Origin of the sequence: Propionispora hippei DSM 15287 (genome assembly GCF_900141835.1) — a bacterium.
In the GTDB taxonomy this organism is placed as follows: Bacteria; Bacillota; Negativicutes; order Propionisporales; family Propionisporaceae; genus Propionispora; species Propionispora hippei.
In genome coordinates this window covers 45,167-68,716 of sequence record NZ_FQZD01000018.1, presented here as the reverse complement: position 1 = coordinate 68,716, position 23,550 = coordinate 45,167, and the positions used below count along the sequence as shown (strand labels likewise).

Sequence of the window (23,550 nt, the reverse complement as noted above, 5' to 3'; positions counted from 1 at the left end):
AACACGGCTCCCCGGAGCTATGGAAAACGCTTTTTCTAGTGATGGACGTACTCATTAAGAAAGCCCCACCAGATGACCCTGTGTTCTGCTTTATGAACAGGAAACGGGACGAGGGAAAACCTTACTTCGTCTACATGGCCGCCGGGGCTAACAAATTTCTGCGCATTTACTACGGGAAGGTAAAAGAATACTTAGCTTCGCTTAACACAACCGAGTAGTTCCCTGCAACTCACTTGGCTGCCAGCGCTTTTTGCGGTGGCTTGTTTGCATTGCGTATTTTTACTCGCACTGTTTTCTCAATTCTTCTCTTGACATTTACTTTGCAGGCTTATAATTTGATGGCTATTTTTAAGCCCTCGCCTTTTTTAACCATTTCAAAACCGTCGATCAATTGTTCCAACGGCAGCACGTTAGTTATAATTTTGTCGGCATCGACAATTTTATTGGCTAACAGGTGATACCCCTTTATATTCTGGGCGATGCTTGAACCGTAAGCCCCAAATACCGAGACCTCTTTATAGTGGATAATATTCATGTCCAGCGCATTGACCGCCGCATCCTTCGGCAGACCCGCAAAGAAGCTGACCTTCCCGGCCTTCCGGACGGCCTGCAGCGCCTGTGCCTGTGCCACGGGTACGGAGCAGGCTGTAATAGCAACATCAACGCCCTTGCCGTTGGTAAGTTTTTTCACTTCTTCTATTAGATCACACTCTTTGGAATTAATCAAATGATCGGCACCGCATTTGCCGGCCAGTTCCAACCGGGCCTGACCAATATCGGCCAGAATAACTTTAGCCGCCCCCCGTGCTTTAGCCAGTGACACATGCATGGCTCCGATCGTTCCTGCACCAATAACCAGCACCGTATCACCCAGGCCGATATTCAAGTATTCCTGGCCGTTGATGACGCAGGATAACGGTTCGGTAATGCTAGTGCCCAACAGGTCGGCATCTTCCGCCAATTTAATTACATTGCCGCTTTTCACTGCCCGTTCGGGAATTTTGATATACTCGGCAAACCCTCCGTCCAGATTGTAGCCAAAGGTGGCGATATTGTCGCAGAGGTTGCTCTTGCCTTTCAGGCAGTATTCACAAGTCCCGCAGGGCATAATCGGAACCAGACAGATCTTGTCGCCAAGCTGATAATTTTCCACTTCATCGCCCATTTTTTCAATAACACCGGTCAGCTCATGACCGGTAATCCGCGGCGGCGTCACATTGGCCTGACCAAAATTATAAATTCTCACATCGGTACCGCAAATCGCACAGTATTTTACCCGTACCAATATATCTCCCTTGCCAATCTCCGGTATGGCTCGCTCTTCAATACGGATATCTTTCGGACCATAATACACGGCTGCTCTCATGTTGTCATCCTCCTAATTATCTTTTCACATTTGTGATCAATAAATATCATTTGTGATTACACTCTTACTGTACAAGAAAACTGTACCTTTGTCAATGTCAAGACGTAGCTTCAAATCAATAAAATGTTCATAGCGAGTAATTTTTGCGCCAGACAAAGCCACATTTTACCCGCAGGCAGCCCCTATTTCAAAACATGTTAACAAAGTATGGCACAAAAATCGCTGTCAGAGGCGTTTCGGATAGTTTGAAAACATGCCCTAGGTCTAGTATTTTCTTATCTTCCCTTGATTACACCGGAATTTACCATAACCAAATTAAAGAAAATTTAAAACTTATCCAGTAAGCTATATATGTGCCACAGGAACAGCGATGTAACAAGCACATCAACAGTTTCCAAAACTATACCGGTACATAAGAAAGGGGTTTTCGTTTGTTGAATAAAAATAAAAAGGCCATGTCTTTGGTATTAGGTTTAGCAATGGTATACGGCGTCGGTGCTATGTCGGTGTACGCTTCTCCAAAAACAGAGTTGCCCCAAACACCTCCGGCTCAGGAACAGCAATGCCCCAATTCGAATCATTCCAACGACCCGAATTGCAAGAAGCATCATATACATTCCGACAAATGCAAATTAGAAGTAAAAAAACTGCTGCCGCCGAAAAAACAGATCAACGACAAGAAATCTTCCACCTGTCCTAAAAACAAAGTAAACAATATCGTTAATTAAATTACTATTATATTGCGGTCAGCCTCCGGCTGGCCGTTTTTTCTCTTCCCGGTTGGATAAAATAATCCTGGGAGGTGATCTTATTGGCCATCATCAGGGAAACCATCAAAGGAAATTCTTCTAAAGTAACCTTAGGCGATCCTAAGCACTACTCCAATCGAAAATCCGCCCGGGAAAACAACAGTCAGAACCAGCCTGCCGTTCCTCCTGCCAAGGCATGACCTTATGCAATTGGCGCTAAATTTTTTTATTATACTGTGTATATTTTGTATTTTTAGGGTAATACTATGACTGTCCACCTACATATAGCCAAATACACAATAACCCTCTCCCTAAACCAAGGTCACCAACGAAGCTGACCTTGGTTTTTCTTTGTAAACACAAAAAGCAAAGGTTTTAGGCCTTTGCTTTTTATATGTTCTATATACATTCTAACCTCATATCACATGTCGATTTATCGATTCGTCCAGAAGAGACACCAGACTGTGCGAAAACTAATTCCCATAATTCTTATTCACCACTTAGATATTAAAATAGGCACTAATATTGAATTGAGAAACAAAAAAACAATAGAATATCGCTGATAATCTCCGCTTTGGGATATTATTACAACCAACTATGATTTTTGCACAGTCTGACATCCCTTAACTGCTAGTTAAATTTTTATGGTTAGTTTTTATATTTGAATTATTTTTGCACTTGTAAAGTACGGTGAAATCCTTCCGGGTCGGACGGGGAAATAATATAAAAAATTTTTTCCGTTTTCAGGACAACTACTCTGTCTAAGCAAGTACAGTATAGTGTAGCAGGCTGTCCATTAGTTAAACGAAACTTCCCATAATAACCAAAAGCGCCACCTGATCCAAATACACGTATACCAATAGGTATTTGTCAGCTATTTCGATTTCTTTGATCTCGGATTTTGGAATAATGATATTTCCAATTGGTCGATGGATGGCTATTGTTGTCTCTGATACCGTATAAGAGCGGGGCCCCCAAAAATAACCGCTTATAATTATCAACCAAAAAACAAAAAGATAAGGAAGTACCACTACTTCTTTTATCACGATAATTTCAATAATGACAAAAAATAATGTTACCGCTCCCATTATATAAATTGGGCTAAGTGTTGCAAATCGAGCAGTTTTATCAAGTGGTGCAGTTTTAAATTTACCGAGCAATCTCACTCACCTCTTATTTCACAATTTTTCGATACAGCTCTTTAACGCTGGGATGAGCCAACAGATCATGTATGTGATATTCCCATTGCTTCTACATTTAACGAATAGATTAATCACGTTGCACTAGACTAACTTGCTATTTCATGAGGTTGCTTTGGTTTCATATTACGTGCTTGTTATAGTGACCATCCAGCAAAAGAGCTGCAAGCAATACCGCCCTTATTTCATAATCGTCAGTAAAGCTGGCCGCTATTTCTAAATTTTGCAGCGCCACATAATACCGCCCCAAAAGCTTCTCATTCTTATGACAAAAAGCAAAACGCCTAGCCAGTTGTTCAGTACCATAACGACGAAACAGACTCTGATCTTCCAGTATTTCTTCCGTAATCTTAAGCCAGCCTGCCCCATTGACATCCGTTAAAATCCAACCATCAGCCTGTAGTAAAAGTTGCCCGCTACAACCTTCCTGTGTATGTAAACAAAACCTTTTACTATCGTTATCATAGGCTGCTTTCATAATCCATATCTGATTTTCCTCCGGAGTAAACAATTCTATCGCCGTAACCTCTTTACACCTCAAATATCTCCTTCCCAGCCACAGCACCTGCTGACTATTATTTTCAATTCGGTACTCCCACTGTTCAGACCTACAAGCTACCGTCTTGATATAAAAATCACACTGCTCCACTGTGGCAACATCCTCTGCCGACTTTGCTCCGTTCCATTCACTCCGTTCTTCCAGACTGGCAGCAATAACGATGGAAATAACCGGCGTCAAGGTTCCAAGCAACCACCAGCCCCAGAAATTATCACCTTTCAATCTGGCTATTAAAGCCGGGATCAAACCGGCCAAAACAAACAGCCAAAAATAAGTAAGGAAAAATCCCCAATAATCGCCAGGAAAGATTGATAATAGCAATCGCAGGAGAAAAAAAACACCAAGCATCCCGCAAACTTTTAATATTACAATAAGCCAATTAACTGCTTTGGTATACATGTCTCTTCAGCCTTCTTTTTCAGTCCACTGCTTTCCCATCTTCTCCATTACTCGCTGGCAAAATTCTGCTGAATCATTCGGTGAAATAGCATAAGCTTTATCCGCTTTGATTACAACTAAATTAGAAGAACGAGTGCAGTACAATCTTATCCGACCTCCCTGTTCTAGTTGAAAAATGCCAAAATAGCCGAACAAACCACCGGAACCGAATAAACGCAGCGATATTGAAAGCTTTTCCACTCTTTGAACAGATTCAATCTTTTTTAACGGAATCACTATATTTCCAATAAAACGATGGATAACGACACAGTCTTCCCGCAATGTATAAAAGCGAACTTGCCAAAAATAAGCCGAGAGAAAAGCCAGCCATACTAAAGCAAGCCAAAAATATCCTTTATTCAGCGGACTATACAGTACGACATATAACGTTATTCCCCATAGAATGGCAAAAGAACTGACTGTAGAAAAACAGGCCATTCTATCTAAAGGCGACTTGGGAAATTGATAAATCATACTTTTTCACTCCTTGTTGTAGAAGTTTCATATACAATTCCCGGACACCCGGATGAGCCAGAATATAGTAAGTATCACCGGACTTTAGCAGCAGCATATCCGGTGGATTCTGATGATAGAAAATAGCCGCTTTTTTTCCATTACGAAGCTTGAACCATCCCGTTGACAACCCAGGAACACTATATCCATTGGTCCGCAAGGTCGGCTGCCATTCGCTCCACGGACTCACCAAGGCAATCTGGACAGTCTTCAAATCGGCAGTCTCTTCAATCGGCCAGGCTTTTATCCTAATTTCTTGCTCCGACAGTTGCCAGCCATCCCCTTCATTACTGACTCCAACTAAAAACATAGCCAGCAAAAATATAATAACACTGGCTAATACCAGCATAACTCTATACCATTTTTTCATCGATATTGTCCCACGCCATAGAATAAAACCAATAATGATATATATTCCCATATTTAATGCCCAAAAGGACATATTAAAAGGTATAAACAATGCCTGTAAAACATCTAGATAAGTAAGTTGATAGGCCATCTTTGTCCCGCCTCCTGCAAAAAAATATTATAGCTTAAGGCTTGCTAGTAGGTTCTAATCCTTCTAAATATCTTCATCTTTGATCAAATAAAATAGTTATTATGACGATTGTCAAGAATTATAATAATCAACATAATTAGCTTCATGGTAAAATCATCAATAGCTCAAGCTTCTACTAACTCCAGATTTTGCAATCCAACATAATACTTCCCCCCTACCAGCCCTTCCCGCCCGCGCAAAACATAACAATTTCCGTTTTTATTAAAGGATGGTGTCAAATCCCAAGAAAAAGGATATTATCCATCGCCTGTGCTTCTTCATCTTTAATTTCTTTCTTGGCAGCCAGCAAGATTTGTTTATCATCTGAATTGCTAAAAATAATATCAGTATCTTCTTCCGCTATATATCCGCTAAGAAATTCTTGGTCATAGACCGAAAAAACTTCACCGGAACTTTGAACAGCTTTCATGACCGGACAATCATCAGAACCATCCGCAAATATTTCTATTGCCGTTATCGTCTTTTGTTCAAAGAAGCAGGACCCATACCAACGTATTTCCCCCTGTTTCTTTACTAACTGATAATAAAACGACATGTTGGACCTTGTTTTCTTTTCAAATAAAATCAGACTGCTCATTTTCTTTTTCGTCATAAATTAGCGCTATCGTTTGCTCTCTACCTTTTACTTTATTATATAAAAAGCTAAACCCTTCACAAAAAGTAATGATCAACATCAAGAAAAAAAGAAATACCAAAGGAAAAACCATCTGCATCCCTATAATTTCTTGAAATCGCAGCCCAACATACGCCGCTAAGGGATAGGATAACCAGGTCAATTTTAAAGCAATGACACCACATACCCAAACTTTAGAAGACAAAAAAATCCTCCTCTATTCTTCACTCATCAAAATTAATGAATAATATCTTACTAATGAATGTATATGTTAATAAAATTAAATGCAGCGTGTGCTAAGATTGCCCCCCATAAAGAATTTGATTTTTTAAACACGTAACCAAACATGATCCCACCTATAAAATTATCCAACCAAACAATAGCATTTCCAGGCCTGTATAATGCTATCTCTACTAAAGTAACGACTATATTAGCAATCCAGAAGGGCATGAGCTTCATAAGTTTTTGTAAAATCACCCCTCTGTATAATATTTCATCCATAAGACTTGATATTATGATTCCTTTAGTCCATTGATTTAAAAAAATAAAAGAACCATAATTCACCATCTGCTCTCGATTTATTCTTATTAAGTGAATTGCAAATTCAATAGCAATAAAAGTTACTAATACTATTAAACCTCTCTTGTTAATGTTATTGAATTTTAAATAATTAATATCAACTTTTTCTATAAATTTTAAATAATAAAAAATAGGTAATCCTGTAAAAACAATTTGGCTCACCCCATAATTATGGAGAATCCAGACAAAACTTTTTTGATCAAGAAAAAGAAAAATCATTGCAAGACTGTACACAGTCCATATCCCATATACAAAAAAAACAAAAAATATCAGACCTTTCCATTCTCTTTTACGTTCCAATTCATTGGTCATGACTAATTTCTCCACTCTTTTTTAAAGTTAAAGATTTCTAAAACTGCATACTACATTTCCATAAATGAAAACCGCCCCTCTCTAAAAAGAAATGGGCGGTTACACTACCATCTCCAGGCAGACCAAGTGTCCAGATACAGCCTACCGTTCTTCGCTTCCATATCATATAATTCTTTGAAATTGATTTGAAACTATCCCATTACAAAATTTCTACGTATTCCATTATATTCCTTTGTTGGATTTAACTTCATTTTATTATCTTTTTTACATTTTTCTGCAAAAAATGACAATAAGGCCTTGATTACGATTTATTGCGTGTCGTAGCCAAGACCTTATTGTTCTTTAACTAAATGCCTAATTATGACAAAAATCATTTCTTTTGAAAGAGCACATTCCTTGATATATCCAAAGACTAATCTAATAAACCAAACAAAAAAATATTATATAATCTATCTTCATACTATTATCTGGAAATTATTTTTAATATAATATTGCTTAGTAAAAATAAAAAGGAGAATGCACGTGGATTCTTTATTACATCAGGCTCTTACCAATATTATTTGCAACTGGGAATACCAAGTGGAAACCTGTGATAAGCTCTTTCCTACATCAGGAGATTACGCAATCGTCTACAGCAAACTAACCGGTTTGAGACAAGCCCCGGACCAATTGGAATTCGCTGGTTTGATTACCTATGAGAATGGTCGTTGGAAAATCAATGATAATATTTGACTACGGTAACAATAAATAAGGCCCTGTCTGCGACTTCAATGTAATGTCGTAGACAGGGCCTTATTTTTATTTAATCAATGTTCAGCAATCAGGACGAAAGTCTTTCCTTCTGAAAGAACCCGTCCGCCGCCCGGTAGGAGGAGCGCACCAGGGGGCCGCTGGCGGCGTGGAGGAAGCCGAAGCTTTCCGCCAGTTCCCGGTAGTGCACGAATTGTTCGGGTGCGACATATTCTTTGATGGCAATATGCTGAGCTGACGGTGCCAGATATTGCCCTACGGTCAGGAAGTCACAGCCAATAGATCGAAGATCGGCCAGAACAGCAGCCACTTGAGCCGGGGTTTCCCCCAACCCAACCATAATGCCCGATTTGGTCTTAATGTGAGGGGCTTGGCGTTTCACATAGTCCAATACGGCCAGAGACCGTTGATAGTTAGCCTGCGGGCGAACCTCGCTATAGAGGGCAGGCACGGTCTCCACATTATGGTTAATGACTTCCGGCCGGGCGGCAATGACCGTATCCAGTGCCGCTTCGTTACCTTGCAGATCGGGAATTAATACTTCAATCAGCGTGCCGGGTGAAATTCGCCGGATGGCCTCAATCGTACGGGCAAAATGCTCGGCACCGCCATCCGGTAAGTCATCACGGGTTACCGAAGTGATAACTGCATACTGCAGACCCAGCCGTTTTATCATGTGGGCTACCCGTTCGGGTTCTCCCGCATCCACCGGCTGCACCTGGCCCTTTTGCACGGCACAGAAACGGCACTGCCGCGTACACTGGCTGCCCAGAATCATAAAGGTAGCTGTGCGGCTGGCATAGCACTCCCCCATATTCGGGCAATGTGCACCGGAGCAAACGGTATTTAGAGCCAGTTCATCCAGCATACCGTGAACCTCGCTGGCATTTTGGTTACTGGCGACCCGTCCTTTAAGCCAGGATGGCGGACGGGTATCGCCCAGCCAGCGGCCATCGGTTTCTGTCACGGCAGCAATCTGAAAAACCGCTTGGAAATGAGCGATCAGACGGCTGCGCACTTCCTGCATAGCAGGAGCTGCTCCCAGCAGTTTTTCCATGCTGGTTACGCCCCGGCCTCGAATGCCGCAGGGAGTAATAAAGGAAAAGTACGATAAATCGGCGTCTATATTCAAGGCAAACCCATGAAAACTGAGCCAGTTGCGCGCCCCGATCCCGATGGCGCAAATTTTGTCCTCACCAACCCACACACCGGTATATTTCTCATCCCGTCCGGCGATGATGCCGAAATCGGCCAGCGTGCGAATGATCACTTCCTCCAGGTTGTGAACATAGGCATGGACATCCTTACCGTAACGCTTCAGATCAAGCAGTGGATAGCCTACCAACTGACCCGGCCCGTGATAGGTAACATCGCCGCCCCGGTCCACATGATATACTTCACACTGTTTTTCTTTAAGCGTCAGGCTGTCGACTAGTATATGCCCATCCACGCCACTCCGCCCGACCGTAATGACCGGCGGATGCTCCAGCAGCACTAACACATCCTCGTCAGCTTTGCCTTGCCGCCGCGCTTTGGTATAGCTCTCCTGGAACTGCCAGGCATGTTGGTAAGGAGTCAGACCCCAGTTCAGTACAAGCATGGTTTACCCTCCTATTCAGGGCGTGTCTTAAAACTATCCGAAACGCTCCATGACGTTGCTTTTTGCGCCATACTTCGTTAAATTTTCTTGAAATAGGAACCGCTATTTCTACAAAAATTTGCCTCGTCTGGCACAAAAATCACTCGCCATGGGTCATTCCGTTAGTTCTAAGACACACCCTACAACCGCTTATTTCCAGTGAATCCCCTGTCCCATCGCTACATGAGCCGCTTCCATCAGGGCTTCGGAAAGCGTCGGATGGGGGTGGATAGCGTGGCCCAGTTCTTCCAGCGTTGCTTCCAGCGACTGCGCCAGTACGCCTTCCGATACCAGATCGGTGGCATGGGGTCCGACAATATGGACACCCAGTATTTCGCCATACTTGGCATCGCAAACTACTTTGACAAAGCCTTCGGTATCGCCGTAGGCCATCGCTTTACCGCTGGCCTTAAAGGGGAATTTACCTACTTTAATATCCTGATATTTTTCCTTCGCTTCCGCTTCGCTGATGCCGACCCAGGCTACTTCCGGACTGGTGTAGATGCAGGAAGGAATGATTTTATCCGAGTAATGAGAGTTCATGTCGGCAGCGTTTTCGGCAGCCACAATGCCTTGGGCTGAAGCCACATGAGCCAATTGAATCTTGCTGGCAATGTCGCCGATAGCATAAACGCCGGGAAGCTTGGTTTCCATTTTCTCATTGACTGGAATACCTTTTTTCTCATGAATGCCTAAGCCTTCAATACCGGTAAAGTTAGCCGCCCGCCCAGTAGATACCAGTACATTCTCACCCTCTACCGTATGAAGCGCACCTTCAAACTCATATTCCACCGCCAGCGCACTGGCCGTTTTGCTGATTTTATTGACCTTGGCATTGGTGAAGATAGTTACACCCTGTTTTTTCAGAGAACCCACCAATACGTCCACCACTTCTTTATCAGCCATCGGCAGAATACGGGGCAGCATTTCGATAATAGTTACCCTGGCTCCGAAGGTCTGCATCATATAGGCAAACTCCAGACCAATGACACCGCCGCCGATAATAACCAGCGACTGCGGCACCTTGCCCAGTTCCAGCGCTTCATTACTGGTGATGACCCCCGGATTGTCCGCACCGGGAATGGGTGGCATAAAGGGAGTCGAACCGGTAGCTATAATCAGCTTCTCGGTTGAAATCTTTTTCACCCCGTCTTTTTGAGTGATCTCCAGTTGGTTAGGGCTAATAGCCTTGCCTTCCCCGTTAAAAACATCCACCTTATTGGCCTGCAGCAGACCTTTGATGCCGCCGACCAAGCCTTTTACGATGCGGTCCTTACGGGCAAATACGGCTTTCATATCGCTGGTAACGTTTGAGGCGGCAATACCAAACTCGCCGGCCTTTTTAATCGTTTCATAGACTTCGGCACTTCGCAGCAAGGCTTTGGTCGGAATGCAACCCCGGTTGAGGCAGGTCCCGCCGAGGGAATCCTTCTCGATAAGGGCCGTCTTCAGACCGCACTGGGCCGCCCGGATAGCGGCCACATAACCGCCCGGTCCACCGCCCAGAACAACCACCTGATAGTCGGTCTTGCCGGCAGCGGCAGGTGCTGCCGGAGCGGCTTGCGGCGCGCCAACCTGTTCACCGGCCTGCCCGATATAGGCAATCGGTTTATTAACTTCAATCACGGCCCCCTCCGGTGCCAATAAAGCCAGCACCTGGCCAGTAGCCGGAGCTTCCACTTCCATATTGACCTTGTCGGTCATAATCTCCAGCAGGATTTCACCTTCTTTTACCTGCTCACCGACCTGCTTGAACCATTTTACAATGGTCCCTTCTTCCATGGTCATGCCCAGCTTGGGCATTAACAATTCTGTTGCCATTGCCATTCCTCCGTTGTCATATGAGTTGGAGATAATCTTCCAGCAGTTCTCTGATGCGTCCCAGGAATTTAGCGGCTTCAGCGCCATCTACCACACGGTGGTCAAAGGACAACGACAGGGAAATCCGTGGCTGAATAACAATCTCACCGTCTTTTACAGCCGGTTTATCCAGCATGCGGCCTACGCCCAAAATGGCAATTTCCGGTTTATTGATGATCGGGGTAAAGGTATCAATACCAAACATTCCCAGGTTAGATACGGTAAAGGTACCGCCGGACATTTCGTCAGGCGCCAGTTTCCCGTCTCTGGCCCGCGCGGCCAAGCCTTTGGTTGCCTGAGCAATTTGTTCAACGCTTAGCGTGTCGGCATTTTTAATGACAGGTACAACCAGACCGTTCGGGATAGCAACAGCCATACCTACGTTAACATCCTCGCAAGCTTCCACGCCGTCGGGATAGAAACGGGAGTTGATCGTCGGGTTTTCCCGCAGCGCCTTGGCTACGACTTTGATAATAAGATCGTTATAGGACGGCTTGATGCCGGTCCGTTTTTCAATGCCAGGAATAATCTGCTTTCTAAGAGCTACCATACCGCTCATATCGGCTTCAGTGTTTAGAGTGACATGAGGAGCTTCCCAGGCCTCAGCCATATTTTTGGCAATCGCCTTGCGCAGACCAGTCAGCGGTTTACGAATGGCTTTTGCTGCCGGTTTTTGCGCAGCAGCCGGCGTAGCGACAGCGGCTTCCACATCGGCTTTCATAATCTTGCCGCCAATGCCTGTGCCGGTAACGGCTGCCAGATCAACGCCCTTGTCCTGGGCGATTTTCTGCGCCAGCGGGCTGGCTTTAAAGTTTCTTACATCTTTCTCAATGATTCTGCCACCCGGTCCGGTCGGCGGTACCTGACGCAGATCGATATGTTCTTCCCGGGCAACCCGTTTGGCTGCCGGGCTGGCTTTTATTTTCCCCTCGGCGCCGATCGCCGCCGTAGTTACCGGAGCAGCCGCTACTGCCGCTGCCACCGGAGCCGGAGCTGGTCCCGGAACCGCCGGTGCCGCTGCCGTACCGACTTTTTCGCCGGGCTGCCCGATATAAGCAATCGGTGTATTTACCGCAACAATATCGCCTTCAGCCGCCAATATAGCCAGTACTTCCCCGGTAGCCGGAGCTTCCACTTCCATATTGACTTTGTCCGTCATAATTTCCAGCAGGATTTCGCCTTCAGCGACTTTGTCTCCCACCTGTTTAGACCATTTCACAATGGTTCCCTCTTCCATGGTCATGCCCAGTTTGGGCATCAACAACTCTGCTGCCATGCTAACTCCTCCTGTTTATACAATTTCACGGACGGCTTTTACAATATCGTCGATCTGCGGTACTGCGCTTTTTTCCAGTTCCATGCAGTACGGAATAGGTACATTTTTACCGGCTACCCGTTTGATCGGTGCATCCAGATAATCAAAGGCTTCACTGTCCATAACCTCAGCAGCTACTTCGCCGCCAAAGCCGCCGCGTTTGCAGGCTTCGTGGACAATGATCAGCTTGCCGGTTTTAATCACTGATTTGACCAGCGTTTCTTTATCGAACGGCACCAGAGTACGCGGATCAATGACCTCTACATCAATGCCTTCCTTAGCCAGCAGTTCGGCCGCTTCCAGCGAACGGTGCACCATGATGCCGGTGGCCAGAATAGTTACATCTTTGCCCTGCCGTTTTATATCGGCTACACCAAAGGGAATGGTATATTCGCCTTCCGGCACCTCTCCCTTGCGGTTATAACAGGTTTTAGTTTCAATAAATACGACCGGATTGTCATCACGGACAGCGGTTTTTAACAAGCCTTTTACATCATAGGGGGTGGTCGCCATAACTACCTTCAATCCCGGTACATGGACCAGCCAGTTTTCCAGGCTCTGCGAATGCTGTGCTGCCGCACCCGTTCCCGAACCGCCCGGCAGGCGAAGCACCATGGGAACTTTGGCCTTGCCGCCAAACATATATCTCATTTTGGCCGCCTGGTTAACCAAAGAATCCATTGCAATCGTAATAAAATCACTAAACATGATTTCGGCAATCGGCCGCATGCCTGTGACGGCAGCGCCGGCGGCCGCACCGGAAATAGCCGCTTCCGAAATCGGCGTATCCCGCACACGTTCCTCGCCAAATTCATCCAGCATGCCCAGTGACACACCGAAAGCACCACCGTAAATACCTACATCCTCACCCATCAGAAAGACCGTCTCGTCGCGGCGCATTTCTTCCTGCATGGCCTGTCTTACAGCCTCTTTATATGTGATTACTGCCATTATCTATCCACTCCTTTACGCGTATACGTCTTCTTCTAACGTTTCAATACCGGGATAGGAACCGGCCTGAGCAAACGCTACAGCCTGAGCAATGTCTTCTTTTGCCGTGGCGGTTATAGCATCCAGTTCTTCTCTGGTAGCCACTTTGTTTTCCATTAAGTATTTTTCAAAAGCCTTGATGGGGCACTTGGTTTTCCATTCTTCAATCTCTTCCTTCGTGCGATACCGGTTGGCATCACTCTTGGAATGGCCCAGCCAACGGTAGGTAAGACCTTCCACAATCGACGGCCCTTCGCCTCTTCTGGCCCGTTCCACCGCTTCCAAGGTGGCTTCATATACTTTCAATACATCATTGCCCGGTACGGTGACACCCGGCATACCATAGGCAGCGGCCCGGCTGGCTACGGTTTCCACATTCATGCTTCGTTCGGTGGACATGGACATGCCATATTTATTATTAGTGCACATAAAGACAACCGGCAGCTTCCAGATGGAAGCCAGGTTCAGTGCTTCATGAAAGGAACCCTCGTTGCTGGCACCATCCCCGAAGTAACAAAGCACTACCTTGCCGGTCTTTTTCATTTGCTGAGTCATCGCCGCACCGGCTGCAATAGCAAAACCGCCGCCAACGACACCATTAGCCCCCAGATTTCCTTTTTCCAGGTCGGCAATATGCATAGAGCCGCCTTTACCCTTGCAGTAGCCGTTGGATTTACCCATCAGCTCAGCCATCATTAAATTCACATCAGCATCTTTCCCGATACACTCGCCATGACCACGGTGGGTGCTGGTAATCAAATCATCCTCGCGCAACGCCCCGGTGGAACCGATGGCAAAGGCCTCCTGCCCGATGGACAAGTGAGTCGTACCATGAATCATACCTTTGGCAAAAAACGCGTCTACCTGGGATTCAAAAAAACGCGTATGCAGCATTTTTTTGTACCATTTTAACAAAGTCTCTTTCTCTACTTTCATTCCTGTTCCCTCCTATAAATGTTTTGCTTCCTAGTCATGCATATATGCTCTTGGCAGGCCACCCCTCCCGGCATAGCCCAGTCGCCAGAGCACATATGCATCGCCAATTGCACATTTGTTCATTTTTATTCAAAAAAAATTACATACGCCATGCAAACAAAAAAACATATTACTGCCGGGCCAGCCGCAATACTTCCTGAGCCGTCACTTCATCGGTGACCAGCGTATTCATGCAGCCGCCGCGAATGGCTCCCAAAATTGCCACAGCCTTATTAGAGCCTGTAGCTAGACAGATTTTGTGCGGAATCCGTTTAATATCCTCAAACGGTACGGATATCACCCTGTCGCTGACAAAGGAATGGATCGGATTGCCGTTGACATCATAAAACCAGCCGAGCAGATTGCCAGCCGCACCCATATCCCGCAATTTTGCCATCTCGGCTACGGTCAGCGCATTACTGATAACCAGCGAACCGTCGTCACTAACATCGCCAACGCCAAACAACGCTTTGGTGCAACTGGTGGCCTTGGTCAGAACCCGTTTGACACCTTCATCACTTAGCAGAGCTTTTTTGATTTCCGGCGTGTCCATCATGGCCGGTGTGTTCAGCCATACCCCGTTGGCATGCAGCCGACGGGCTATTTGCTTGACAATCTCCTCCGGATTGATGGTTTCACTGCTGTTGAGTCCACCCATGAGCTGTACGACGGTAATATTTAGCGGCTTTTTCAGCCCCAGGAATTTTCCCACTTCATACAGGGAAGAGCCCCAGGCAATGCCTACAACATCACCATCTGTCAGGATATTTTCCAGGTAACCGGCACAGGCTTTACCAGCGCCTTCCTTAGTGACGGCATCACTATTACCGGCCGGGACAACCACCGTTTCCAAAAAAGGAAACCGATCTTTCAAGGCTTGTTCAGTATCCAGACAGGCACGATACTCCGAGGCAATATGGATTTCAACAATGCCCGTATTCTTTGCCTTGGCCAGGCAACGAGTGATCTTGGTTCGGGAGAAGTTCAGCTTTGCCGCAATTTCTCCCTGCGTCATATCCTGCACATAATACATCCAGGCAATTCTGGTTAGCAAAGACTTTTCCATACTACTGTCCATATATCAGTCTCCTCTTTGAACATATGCGCGGGTATTGTGTCGTTTGTTCATCTTTCTACTGTTATCATAAGCCCTATCTTTAAGTCTGTCAATATCTCCGGCCGGATATTCTCAGATAATTCACGAAAAAAGCAGCCTTTATTATTCTACTCTTAGTGGACCGCCTACTTTGGAAATGCAAATGAATTCGCGGAAATTTTTTCGTAAGGCAAGGCGGAGGAGGCACGCATATAGGATATATGTAAGCTGACGACAACAAAGCATTACGGAAAAAGATCCGTGAAGTAATTGTGATTTCAGAGTAGACAGTCCACTAATTTAATTGCAATTAAAACAATGGACCGATTTCAGTTTTCTAATCTCTTCACAGGCAGCCTCGACATGGCTTGCCTCATCCAGCCCTGCCGCTTCCTCCAGGCCGCAGAGCACCTGGCAGTGCCAGAGCAGGCTTGTTTTGTACTGCTGGTAAATATCCTCCGATACGGCCAATATCTCGGCCAAATCGTCAAACAACTCCATAATGGAAACAATCGCCCCGTAAGACTGCAGTTTTTCTATTTCATTCTGGGTCTGTATACTGGCAATAATAGTTTTCATTTTCTTAGTGCATAAATTGACATTCATTGCAATCTCTCCTACGTTTTGTAATGGAAGAACCCCGAAGGCCCATTTGTACTATTTCCACGTATTCATGGCCTTCCCTGCTTTGCCCGGAAATACCGTCTTTACGCTTTAAACGACACAACATAAAAAAGCGAACCTTCCCACCAAGTAAGGAGGAAAGGCTCGCTTCTAACAGATTAACAAATCTAAAACAAACTGGCCGCCGCCCAAGCTGCCACGTCGGCTAACGGGCCGGGGTACACACCGAGCAGCAAGGTTGCAATCAGACTGAGGGCTGCCGCCCATTTAAGCGGAGCACCAACCTCCAGGCGTCTCCCGTCAGTGGGCTCTCCCCAGTACATGACCTTGGCAACCAACAGATAGTAATATACTGAAATCATCGACATAACAAAGCCCAGCAAGGCCAGCCACAGATACCCCCGTTCGACGACAGCCAGAAACAGGTATAGCTTTCCGGCAAACCCCGCCATTGGCGGAATGCCGGCCATCGACAGCAACGAAACGGTCATGACCACCGCCAGAAACGGCGATTTCCGACTTAGTCCGGCAAACGCTGCCATATCCTCCGAACCCGAATGGAGCTTAACTACCGTAATGACGGCAAAGGCGCCCACATTGGCAAACACGTAGAGCAGGCTATAAAAGAGTATCCCCTTGACACCGGCCTGATCGGCTGCCACCAGGCCACATAGCAGGTAGCCGGCCTGGGCAATAGAAGAATAGGCCAGCAGCCGTTTGATATTGTGTTGGTTCATGGCGATCACATTACCGGTAATCATACTCAGCACGGCTAACAGAGCAGCAATCGCCACCCAGCCGTCAGCCAGCGCCGGCAATGCCTGGATGAGCAGACGCAGTAAGACGGCAAAGGCAGCCACTTTGGAGCACATGGCCAAGAGTGCTGTTACTGGCAGCGGCGCCCCTTCGTAAATATCCGGCGACCACATGTGAAAAGGTACGGCGGCAATTTTAAAGCCCAGACCGATAACCAGCATGGCCATCCCGCCCAGCATGGCCGGAGACGGGTCTACGGCCTGAAAGATTTTGGCAAACTGGACACTGCCGGTATAGCCATAGACCAGACTGGCGCCGTATAAGAGCACCGCCGTCGAAGCGGCGCTTAAGATCAGATACTTGGCGCCCGCTTCACTGGAGCGCATATCCTTGAAATGGTAACCTACCAGAATGTAAAAGCTGATATTCATGACCCCCATCCCGACAATCAGGGTAATCAGGTCATTAGCCGAAGCCATCAGCATCATCCCTAACACGCTGAACACGATCAAGGCGTAGAATTCACCGCTATAGCGAGGCAGGCGCTCGATCAGATCAAAGGAAAAGAGCAGCGTCAAAGCCACGGCAATTAAGAATAGCGCTTTTAGAAATACGGCATAACCGTCGACGGTATACAAATTGACGTAAAAAGCGCCGCTTGCTTCCTGCTGGCCCAGCAAAACCGTCAGAATGCCCAGCAATCCAAAAACAGCCAGATAGCCAAGGCTGCGGCGGGTTTCCTTCCCCGGCAGCAGCAAATCAAGCACCACCAGAAACATCGCCAAACAAGCCGTCAATAGCTCAGGTACGATTAGAGAAAAGTTCATCGCCAAATCCCTCCCCATAGTGCAGGCGCATCTTGAAGGCTTGCCAAGAGTGGTAGCATCGTCGAAACTTCACTGCTTATTTTTTGCATCAATAGGTTCGGGAAGAGACCAAAGGCTACCAACACGGCCCCCAGGACGAAGAGTGGCACTAATTCTGCGCCGCGGGCATCCCGGTACCGGTCAAATTCGGGCCGCCGCGGGCCAAACAGTACATTGGCCAACAGCCTGAGAACATAAAGCGCGGTAAAGACAATACCCGCAATAGCCAGTACAGCACATACCGGATACTGGCTGAAACTTCCAACAAAAATGGTAAACTCCGGCACAAAGCCGATCAGACCGGGCAAACCCAGCGAGGCCATGCCAGCCAGCATAAAGCCGGTAGCCACCCGGGGCATCTGATGGGCCAAACCGCCCAGACCATCCATTTCCCGAATATGGGTCTTCTCATAGACATAGCCGATCATGGCAAAGAACAGGGCGCTCATGATGCCATGGGCAAACATGTTGGCGATGGCGCCGCTGATACCGGTGCCGTTTAACGCCGCAATGCCGATTAAGACATAGCCCATATGGGATACCGAAGAATAGCCGACAACATATTTCAAATCCTTCTGCGCCAGAGCGATAAAAGCGGCATAGAGAACATTGACCACCGCCAGACCGGCGATCAGCGGCGCCCAGAACTTCAAGCCCAGCGGCAATACCAACAGACCGATGCGGATTAAACCGTAGCCGCCGATCTTCTTCAAAACACCGGCATGAATCATGGACACTGCCGTCGGCGCCCCGGCATAGCCGTCAGGCGACCAACTGTGGAAGGGCCACATGGAGAGCAGCGAACCAAAACCCAAAAGCAACAGGAAAAAGGCGAAAACCTGAAACTCTTCCGATAAATGCCCCAGTTGATGGGCCTGGGCTAATAGCTCCATGCTAAAGGTGCGCGCCCCGGCGGGAAAAGCGTTTAGATAGAGAGCCACCACGCCGACCAGCATGAACGCCGAGCCGATCAACAGGTAAATCGTCAGCTTCATCCCGGCGTATTCCTTACTGACCCGCTTGGTAGAGCCCCAGATAATGACCATGATATAGATCGGAATGACCACCAGTTCATAAAACAGGAGAAAGATGAATAAATCCCGGACAATGAACGTACCGGTTACACCGGCCAGCAAAATCAGCAGCAGAACAAAAAACTCCTTAGGCCGTTGTTCCAGATTCCAGGAGGCAAAAACGGCGGAAAACCCGATCAGGGCGGTCAGCAGCAAAAACGGCAGCGACATACCGTCGACACCTACGGCATAATTGACGCCGAGATCGGCAATCCAGGGTATGGTTTGGGTAAATTGCATGCCGCCAACAGTAAAATCATACGCCCCATAGGCATAGACCGCCAATACGGCCACAGCTCCCATAATCACCGCGGCAACCACTTTAATGGCTTTTTCCGCCAACGGCGGCAGGCAGGACAGTAGCAAAGCGCCAAGGATGGGCAGCAGCAAAATCGTTGTCAGTATCGGAAACTCATTCATCGTACTCCCCCTCCAATCCAGGCCATAGCCAGCGAGTGGCCCGCGTAAGTAATCCATAGCAGGATAACCAGGGCGGCACCGAAGAAGACCAGCGCGTAGTGCTGCAATTGACCGGTTTCGGTACGCCGCAGCACGGCGCCACTCGACCGGACGGTCAAGGCAAGCAGATTGACCAGTCCATCGACCAGATGAATGTCGACCCAGGCCAGCAGCCGGCCAAAACCGTTGACAATATGCCGGTTCAGCCAGGCATAGGCTTCGTCGATATAAAATTTATGATAACTCAACTGGTATAACAGCTCCAGCCGGTCCCGCACCTGATAGGGTTTGATCACACCGGCCCCGTAGATGCTCCAGGCCAGCGCAATGGCAACCACAGCCACCAGCGTCGATGTGCCGGCTACCAGCCAGTTGACCGGCGCCATATGGGCCTCTCCGAAATAAATCCAGTGGCCAAAGCCTGCCGCATGGGCCAGATAACCGCCTATGACCGACAGCGTACCAAGCACCAGCAAGGGCAGCAGCATGGCCGGCCCCGACTCATGGGCATGATTTTCCGGTTTTGGTTCGCCGAAAAAGGCGACAAATAACAGCCGGGCCATATAAAAGGCAGTCAGGAAAGCGGTCACTACCGCGATCAGGTAAAGCGGCGTACTGACAGCATAAGCGGCAGCCAGAATTTCATCCTTGGAATAAAAGCCGGCAAAAGGCGGAATGCCGGCAATGGCGATCACCCCGACAGCCATCGCGGCAAAGGTGAACGGCATCTGCCGCCGCAGGCCTCCCATTTTGAAAATATCCGCCGTATCATGCAACGCATGCAGCACCGAACCGGCCGCCAAAAACATCAGCGCTTTAAAAAAAGCATGGGTCATCAAATGAAACATGGAGGCCGTCAAACTTCCTACCCCAAGGGCCAGCATCATATAGCCGAGCTGACTGATGGTCGAATAAGCCAGTATCCGCTTCATTTCCCGCTGCGTCACGGCAATGACGGCGGCAAACAGGGCGGTAAACGCACCAACCCAGGCAATCACCGTAAGCGCCGCCGGCAAGGAGTGAAACAGCACATAAGCACGGGCAATCAGATACACCCCGGCCACCACCATGGTGGCCGCATGGATGAGAGCGGACACGGGCGTCGGCCCTTCCATGGCATCAGGCAGCCAGACATGGAGCGGAAACTGACCGGATTTGCCGACAGGCCCGATAAAGATCAGGAGAGCCACAACTGTTAACAGCGCGCTCCCTTCCTGTGCCACATAGTCGGGAATGGCCAGGCCCAGCTTAGCAAAGTCCAGCGTCCCGAAGATAAGCTGCAATAGCAATATGCCAAGCAGCAGACCGAAATCGCCGATTCGCGTGGTCATGAAGGCCTTCTTGGCCGCCTCCCGGGCGGAAACCTTATGAAAATAATAGCCAATCAAGAGGTAAGAGCATAAGCCCACCAGTTCCCAGAAGACATACATCTGGATAAAATTAGCGGCAATCACCAGCCCCAGCATGGAGGCAGCAAATAAAGACAGGAAAGAATAAAACCGGGCAAAACCGGGATCACCGGCCATATAGCCTAGTGAATAGATCTGCACCAGCAGCGACACCAAGGTCACCACACAGAGCATCATGGCCGTCAGCGGGTCCAGATATACCCCCATATCAGCCGACAAGCCAGGCACCGAAAACCACAAAACCTTATAGATAAGCGGCTGCACCATGGTAATCCGACCATCAGCCATCCCGCCGGCCACCCCCAGCGCCAGCAGCAGACTGCCGGTACTGGCAAGAATGGCAGTCCAAGCGGCAGCATAGGGGATACGGCGCAGCAAGGTCCCGCCAAGCAGGAAAGCAAAGGCCGGCAACAGCGGTATCAGCCAGGCATGGGCCAACGCATAGCTACTCATCATCCAACACCCCTCTCTACCACTTCATCCCGTTTAATTTAGTTGCGTCAATACCGGCACGGTCCCGGTAAATACGAAATACCAGCGCCAGCCCGACAGCTACTTCCGCTGCCGCCAGGGCTATATTGAAAATGGCAAACACCTGTCCGTCGGGACGGTCGGGAGTCACAAACCGCGCAAAGGCAATCAGGTTGATATTGACGGCGTTCAGCATCAGTTCAATACTCATCAATAAGGCGATTACATTGCGCTTACTCAATAAGCCGTACAAACCGATACCGAACAGCAGCGCGCCGACAACCAGAAAATGTTCCAGTCCAATCATTGCTCATCCGCTCCTTTAGCCAGGATAATGGCCCCCAGCATGGCCGCCAGGAGCAATACGGCCGCCGCCTCAAAGGCCAGCATGTAGTCGCCCAGCATCAGTGTAGCCAAGAGGGGCACCGCGTTTAGGGCAGCAGTCGCGACACTGTGCTTCCAGGGCGTAGCCGTCACCAGCACCAGCAGCATGCCGGTAAACAGTACGCTGACCACGGCGGCGCTCCAGCGCAGCCGGCCTGGCGGATTGCTGTCCTGCATGTCGCCGCGGACGGTTAGCATAATACCGATAACCACCATGATTGCCACGGCGCCGCTATAGACCAAAATTTGCACGGCAGCCAGATATTCCGCCTGCAGCAGGATATATAACCCCGCCACACCGATAAAAGAAAGAGCCAACAGCAGCGCGCTGTGCACCAGATTGCGCTTGACGACAACACCCAGCCCGGCCCCCAGCGTAAGTAGTGATAATAGATAAAAGGCCGCCGTATAGGTCAAGTCCTGCATCATCAGTCCTCCCCCTTTTCCCCGTCCGGCGCCGTAGCGTCCGGCTCGCCGGCAGTCCCCTGTTTAGCGGCAGCGGCCGCCATACAGTCATGCTCCAGGTCATCCCGCCAGTACGTGGAATTCTCATAATTCTTATCCCAAACAATCGCCTTCGTGGGACAGGCTTCAATGCACAAATCACAGTATAGGCACCGTCCTGACAAATAGTGGTATCTCGTCAGGTGTTTCTTTTTATTCTCTCCCACGGCAGTGCCAAGATCAATGGCCTGATTCGGACAGCTCATGGCACACAACCCGCAGGCAATGCACTTTTCTACTGACAAATCCAGTACGCCACCGCGAAAGCGCGGCGACAGGGGAAGTTTTTCCTCCGGATATTGAACAGTGACTTTTTTACCGACAAAACGTTTCAGGGTAATCCCCATCCCCTTGAGCAAGCCTTTGCCTTGCATGGCATATCCCTCCTAGTGCTCCGCCAATTTTTAAAGTGCAAGTTAATGGAGCACTAGCTCCACAACCTGTAGGCAAAAATTCCGATTCCTGTTACAACCATATTGGCCAAGGCCAGCGGCAAAAGTATTTTCCAGCCAAAACTCATCATCTGGTCAATCCGGAAACGGGGGAAGGTCCAGCGAAACCACATGAATAAGAAAATCATCAGACCTACTTTGATAAAAAACCACAGCCAGCCAGGGAGGAACGGCCCGTGCCAGCCGCCGAGAAACAAAGTGGCGGCAATGGCCGAGACGGCCAGGAGGTTGGCATATTCCGCCAGGAAGAAGAAGGCCCAGCGCATGCCCGAATACTCGGTAAACGGGCCGGCAATAATCTCCGACTCCCCTTCCACGAGGTCAAAGGGCGCCCGGTTGGTCTCCGCCGTGGCGGCAATGACATAAATGACAAAGGCCACCGGCTGCAGCACAATAAACCATATATTCTGCTGGGCGGCCACAATATCGCTTAACCGCATGGACCCGACCAGCATGACAATACCCAGTACGGAAAAGACCAGCGGAATTTCGTAGCTTAACATCTGAGCTACCGTCCGCATGCCGCCGATCACAGCGTATTTACTGTTGGAAGACCAGCCGGCCATAAGAAAGGGCAGGGTCGACTGGGCGGAAATAGCCATAACAAATAAAATACCGATATTCAAATCGGCCAGCACAGCCCCGTCATCAAAAGGAAATACAGCATACACGGTTGCTGCCGGCAAAAACAGCACCACCGGCGCCAGCATCCACATCCAGCGGTCAACACCACAGGGAATAATATCCTCCTTGCTTAACAGCTTAAGCATATCGGCAAAGCTCTGCAGCATGCCGGCCGGTCCAACCCGGTTTGGCCCAAGGCGGACCTGCATGAAAGCGCTGATTTTTCGTTCGGCGTAAACCAGCACCAGGGCGGCAGTAAAAATAACACCAAAAATACCGGCAATGCCTACCAGGCCAATGATAAAATCCACAATATCAGGATAGGGCAGGAACGGCGTCAGTATCTCCCGGACCATTGCCGCAACCCTGGCAAGTCCCAGTAACTCATTCATAAAAGTCTCCTCCCTTGCTACGAA

26 protein-coding genes, 1 pseudogene and 1 riboswitch are annotated in these 23,550 nt (G+C 48.2%); of the genes and pseudogenes, 4 read left to right on the top strand and 23 right to left on the bottom strand.

Translation table 11 applies throughout. The features are described from left to right. A pseudogene (locus tag F3H20_RS20180) lies at positions 1–218 on the top strand (IS110 family transposase); the annotation flags it as partial. Positions 219–328: 110 nt separating this feature from the next. Here the strand turns inward: F3H20_RS20180 and F3H20_RS11685 are convergent. After that, positions 329–1,366: a zinc-dependent dehydrogenase gene (locus tag F3H20_RS11685; protein WP_149735100.1), complete on the bottom strand. Its 1,038-nt coding sequence runs from the start codon at positions 1,364–1,366 to the stop codon at positions 329–331. Between the two features lie 434 nt (positions 1,367–1,800). Between F3H20_RS11685 and F3H20_RS11680 the strand changes: the two genes are divergently transcribed. Next, positions 1,801–2,094 carry a hypothetical protein gene (locus F3H20_RS11680; RefSeq protein WP_149735099.1) on the top strand — a complete coding sequence of 98 codons (294 nt, stop codon included), beginning with the start codon at positions 1,801–1,803 and terminating at the stop codon, positions 2,092–2,094. A gap of 83 nt (positions 2,095–2,177) precedes the next feature. After that, complete coding sequence (locus F3H20_RS19930; RefSeq protein ID WP_188128303.1) at positions 2,178–2,315, top strand: hypothetical protein; 138 nt, start codon at positions 2,178–2,180, stop codon at positions 2,313–2,315. A gap of 466 nt (positions 2,316–2,781) precedes the next feature. Here F3H20_RS19930 and F3H20_RS20460 read toward each other — a convergent pair whose 3' ends face one another. The 8 genes from F3H20_RS20460 to F3H20_RS11640 all read right to left on the bottom strand — a co-directional run bounded on the left by F3H20_RS20460 (position 2,782) and on the right by F3H20_RS11640 (position 6,887). Continuing rightward, on the bottom strand, positions 2,782–2,970 hold the full coding sequence (locus tag F3H20_RS20460) for a PH domain-containing protein (protein WP_223191741.1): 189 nt from the start codon (positions 2,968–2,970) through the stop codon (positions 2,782–2,784). Beyond that, positions 2,916–3,275 (bottom strand): hypothetical protein, encoded by a 360-nt coding sequence (locus F3H20_RS11670; protein ID WP_149735098.1) that lies wholly within the window; start codon positions 3,273–3,275, stop codon positions 2,916–2,918. The genes F3H20_RS20460 and F3H20_RS11670 overlap by 55 nt, the downstream gene beginning before the upstream one ends. Before the next feature lie 160 nt (positions 3,276–3,435). Continuing rightward, the gene (locus tag F3H20_RS11665; protein ID WP_149735097.1) at positions 3,436–4,272 is read right to left on the bottom strand and encodes a DUF805 domain-containing protein; all 837 of its coding nucleotides are present in this window, start codon (positions 4,270–4,272) and stop codon (positions 3,436–3,438) included. 6 nt (positions 4,273–4,278) lie between these two features. Continuing rightward, positions 4,279–4,785 carry a PH domain-containing protein gene (locus F3H20_RS11660; protein WP_149735096.1) on the bottom strand — a complete coding sequence of 169 codons (507 nt, stop codon included), beginning with the start codon at positions 4,783–4,785 and terminating at the stop codon, positions 4,279–4,281. Beyond that, positions 4,751–5,323, bottom strand: coding sequence for a PH domain-containing protein (locus F3H20_RS11655; RefSeq protein ID WP_149735095.1), 573 nt, complete (start codon positions 5,321–5,323; stop codon positions 4,751–4,753). Before F3H20_RS11655 ends, F3H20_RS11660 begins: the two co-directional genes overlap by 35 nt. 274 nt (positions 5,324–5,597) lie before the next feature. Continuing rightward, entirely contained in the window at positions 5,598–5,960 is a 363-nt protein-coding gene (locus tag F3H20_RS11650) for a hypothetical protein (RefSeq protein ID WP_149735094.1), read from the bottom strand. Next, a complete protein-coding gene (locus tag F3H20_RS11645; RefSeq protein WP_149735093.1) occupies positions 5,938–6,201 on the bottom strand; it encodes a hypothetical protein in 264 nt (87 codons plus the stop codon). The genes F3H20_RS11650 and F3H20_RS11645 overlap by 23 nt, the downstream gene beginning before the upstream one ends. Before the next feature lie 50 nt (positions 6,202–6,251). Beyond that, positions 6,252–6,887 (bottom strand): CPBP family intramembrane glutamic endopeptidase, encoded by a 636-nt coding sequence (locus F3H20_RS11640; protein ID WP_149735092.1) that lies wholly within the window; start codon positions 6,885–6,887, stop codon positions 6,252–6,254. Positions 6,888–6,971: 84 nt separating this feature from the next. After that, a riboswitch (cyclic di-GMP riboswitch) is annotated at positions 6,972–7,055 on the bottom strand. A 354-nt stretch (positions 7,056–7,409) separates the two neighbouring features. On the opposite strand from F3H20_RS11640, the gene F3H20_RS11635 reads away from it, so the two are divergent. Then, the gene (locus F3H20_RS11635; RefSeq protein WP_149735091.1) at positions 7,410–7,619 is read left to right on the top strand and encodes a hypothetical protein; all 210 of its coding nucleotides are present in this window, start codon (positions 7,410–7,412) and stop codon (positions 7,617–7,619) included. 88 nt (positions 7,620–7,707) lie between these two features. Here F3H20_RS11635 and lipA read toward each other — a convergent pair whose 3' ends face one another. The 14 genes from lipA to nuoH all read right to left on the bottom strand — a co-directional run bounded on the left by lipA (position 7,708) and on the right by nuoH (position 23,526). Further along, complete coding sequence (lipA, locus tag F3H20_RS11630) at positions 7,708–9,237, bottom strand: lipoyl synthase (RefSeq protein ID WP_149735090.1); 1,530 nt, start codon at positions 9,235–9,237, stop codon at positions 7,708–7,710. Between the two features lie 189 nt (positions 9,238–9,426). Continuing rightward, positions 9,427–11,097: a dihydrolipoyl dehydrogenase gene (lpdA, locus tag F3H20_RS11625; protein WP_223191738.1), complete on the bottom strand. Its 1,671-nt coding sequence runs from the start codon at positions 11,095–11,097 to the stop codon at positions 9,427–9,429. A gap of 16 nt (positions 11,098–11,113) precedes the next feature. Continuing rightward, positions 11,114–12,412 (bottom strand): dihydrolipoamide acetyltransferase family protein, encoded by a 1,299-nt coding sequence (locus tag F3H20_RS11620; protein ID WP_149735088.1) that lies wholly within the window; start codon positions 12,410–12,412, stop codon positions 11,114–11,116. Between the two features lie 15 nt (positions 12,413–12,427). Then, positions 12,428–13,402: an alpha-ketoacid dehydrogenase subunit beta gene (locus tag F3H20_RS11615; RefSeq protein WP_149735087.1), complete on the bottom strand. Its 975-nt coding sequence runs from the start codon at positions 13,400–13,402 to the stop codon at positions 12,428–12,430. Positions 13,403–13,417: 15 nt separating this feature from the next. Further along, complete coding sequence (locus F3H20_RS11610) at positions 13,418–14,377, bottom strand: thiamine pyrophosphate-dependent dehydrogenase E1 component subunit alpha (protein ID WP_149735086.1); 960 nt, start codon at positions 14,375–14,377, stop codon at positions 13,418–13,420. A 169-nt stretch (positions 14,378–14,546) separates the two neighbouring features. Then, positions 14,547–15,494: a sugar-binding transcriptional regulator gene (locus F3H20_RS11605; RefSeq protein WP_149735085.1), complete on the bottom strand. Its 948-nt coding sequence runs from the start codon at positions 15,492–15,494 to the stop codon at positions 14,547–14,549. 318 nt (positions 15,495–15,812) lie between these two features. Further along, positions 15,813–16,118 (bottom strand): hypothetical protein, encoded by a 306-nt coding sequence (locus F3H20_RS11600; protein WP_149735084.1) that lies wholly within the window; start codon positions 16,116–16,118, stop codon positions 15,813–15,815. A gap of 185 nt (positions 16,119–16,303) precedes the next feature. Further along, positions 16,304–17,719, bottom strand: a complete 1,416-nt coding sequence (locus F3H20_RS11595; protein ID WP_149735083.1) for an NADH-quinone oxidoreductase subunit N — start codon at positions 17,717–17,719, stop codon at positions 16,304–16,306. Beyond that, a complete protein-coding gene (locus F3H20_RS11590; protein ID WP_149735082.1) occupies positions 17,716–19,251 on the bottom strand; it encodes a complex I subunit 4 family protein in 1,536 nt (511 codons plus the stop codon). Before F3H20_RS11590 ends, F3H20_RS11595 begins: the two co-directional genes overlap by 4 nt. Further along, positions 19,248–21,155 (bottom strand): NADH-quinone oxidoreductase subunit L, encoded by a 1,908-nt coding sequence (gene nuoL / locus F3H20_RS11585; protein WP_149735081.1) that lies wholly within the window; start codon positions 21,153–21,155, stop codon positions 19,248–19,250. The genes F3H20_RS11590 and nuoL overlap by 4 nt, the downstream gene beginning before the upstream one ends. A 13-nt stretch (positions 21,156–21,168) precedes the next feature. Further along, the gene (gene nuoK, locus F3H20_RS11580) at positions 21,169–21,477 is read right to left on the bottom strand and encodes an NADH-quinone oxidoreductase subunit NuoK (protein WP_149735080.1); all 309 of its coding nucleotides are present in this window, start codon (positions 21,475–21,477) and stop codon (positions 21,169–21,171) included. Next, entirely contained in the window at positions 21,474–21,983 is a 510-nt protein-coding gene (locus F3H20_RS11575; protein ID WP_223191737.1) for an NADH-quinone oxidoreductase subunit J family protein, read from the bottom strand. Before F3H20_RS11575 ends, nuoK begins: the two co-directional genes overlap by 4 nt. After that, entirely contained in the window at positions 21,983–22,432 is a 450-nt protein-coding gene (locus F3H20_RS11570; protein ID WP_149735079.1) for a NuoI/complex I 23 kDa subunit family protein, read from the bottom strand. Before F3H20_RS11570 ends, F3H20_RS11575 begins: the two co-directional genes overlap by 1 nt. Positions 22,433–22,485: 53 nt before the next feature. Next, positions 22,486–23,526, bottom strand: a complete 1,041-nt coding sequence (nuoH, locus tag F3H20_RS11565; RefSeq protein ID WP_149735078.1) for an NADH-quinone oxidoreductase subunit NuoH — start codon at positions 23,524–23,526, stop codon at positions 22,486–22,488. Positions 23,527–23,550: the final 24 nt, after the last annotated feature.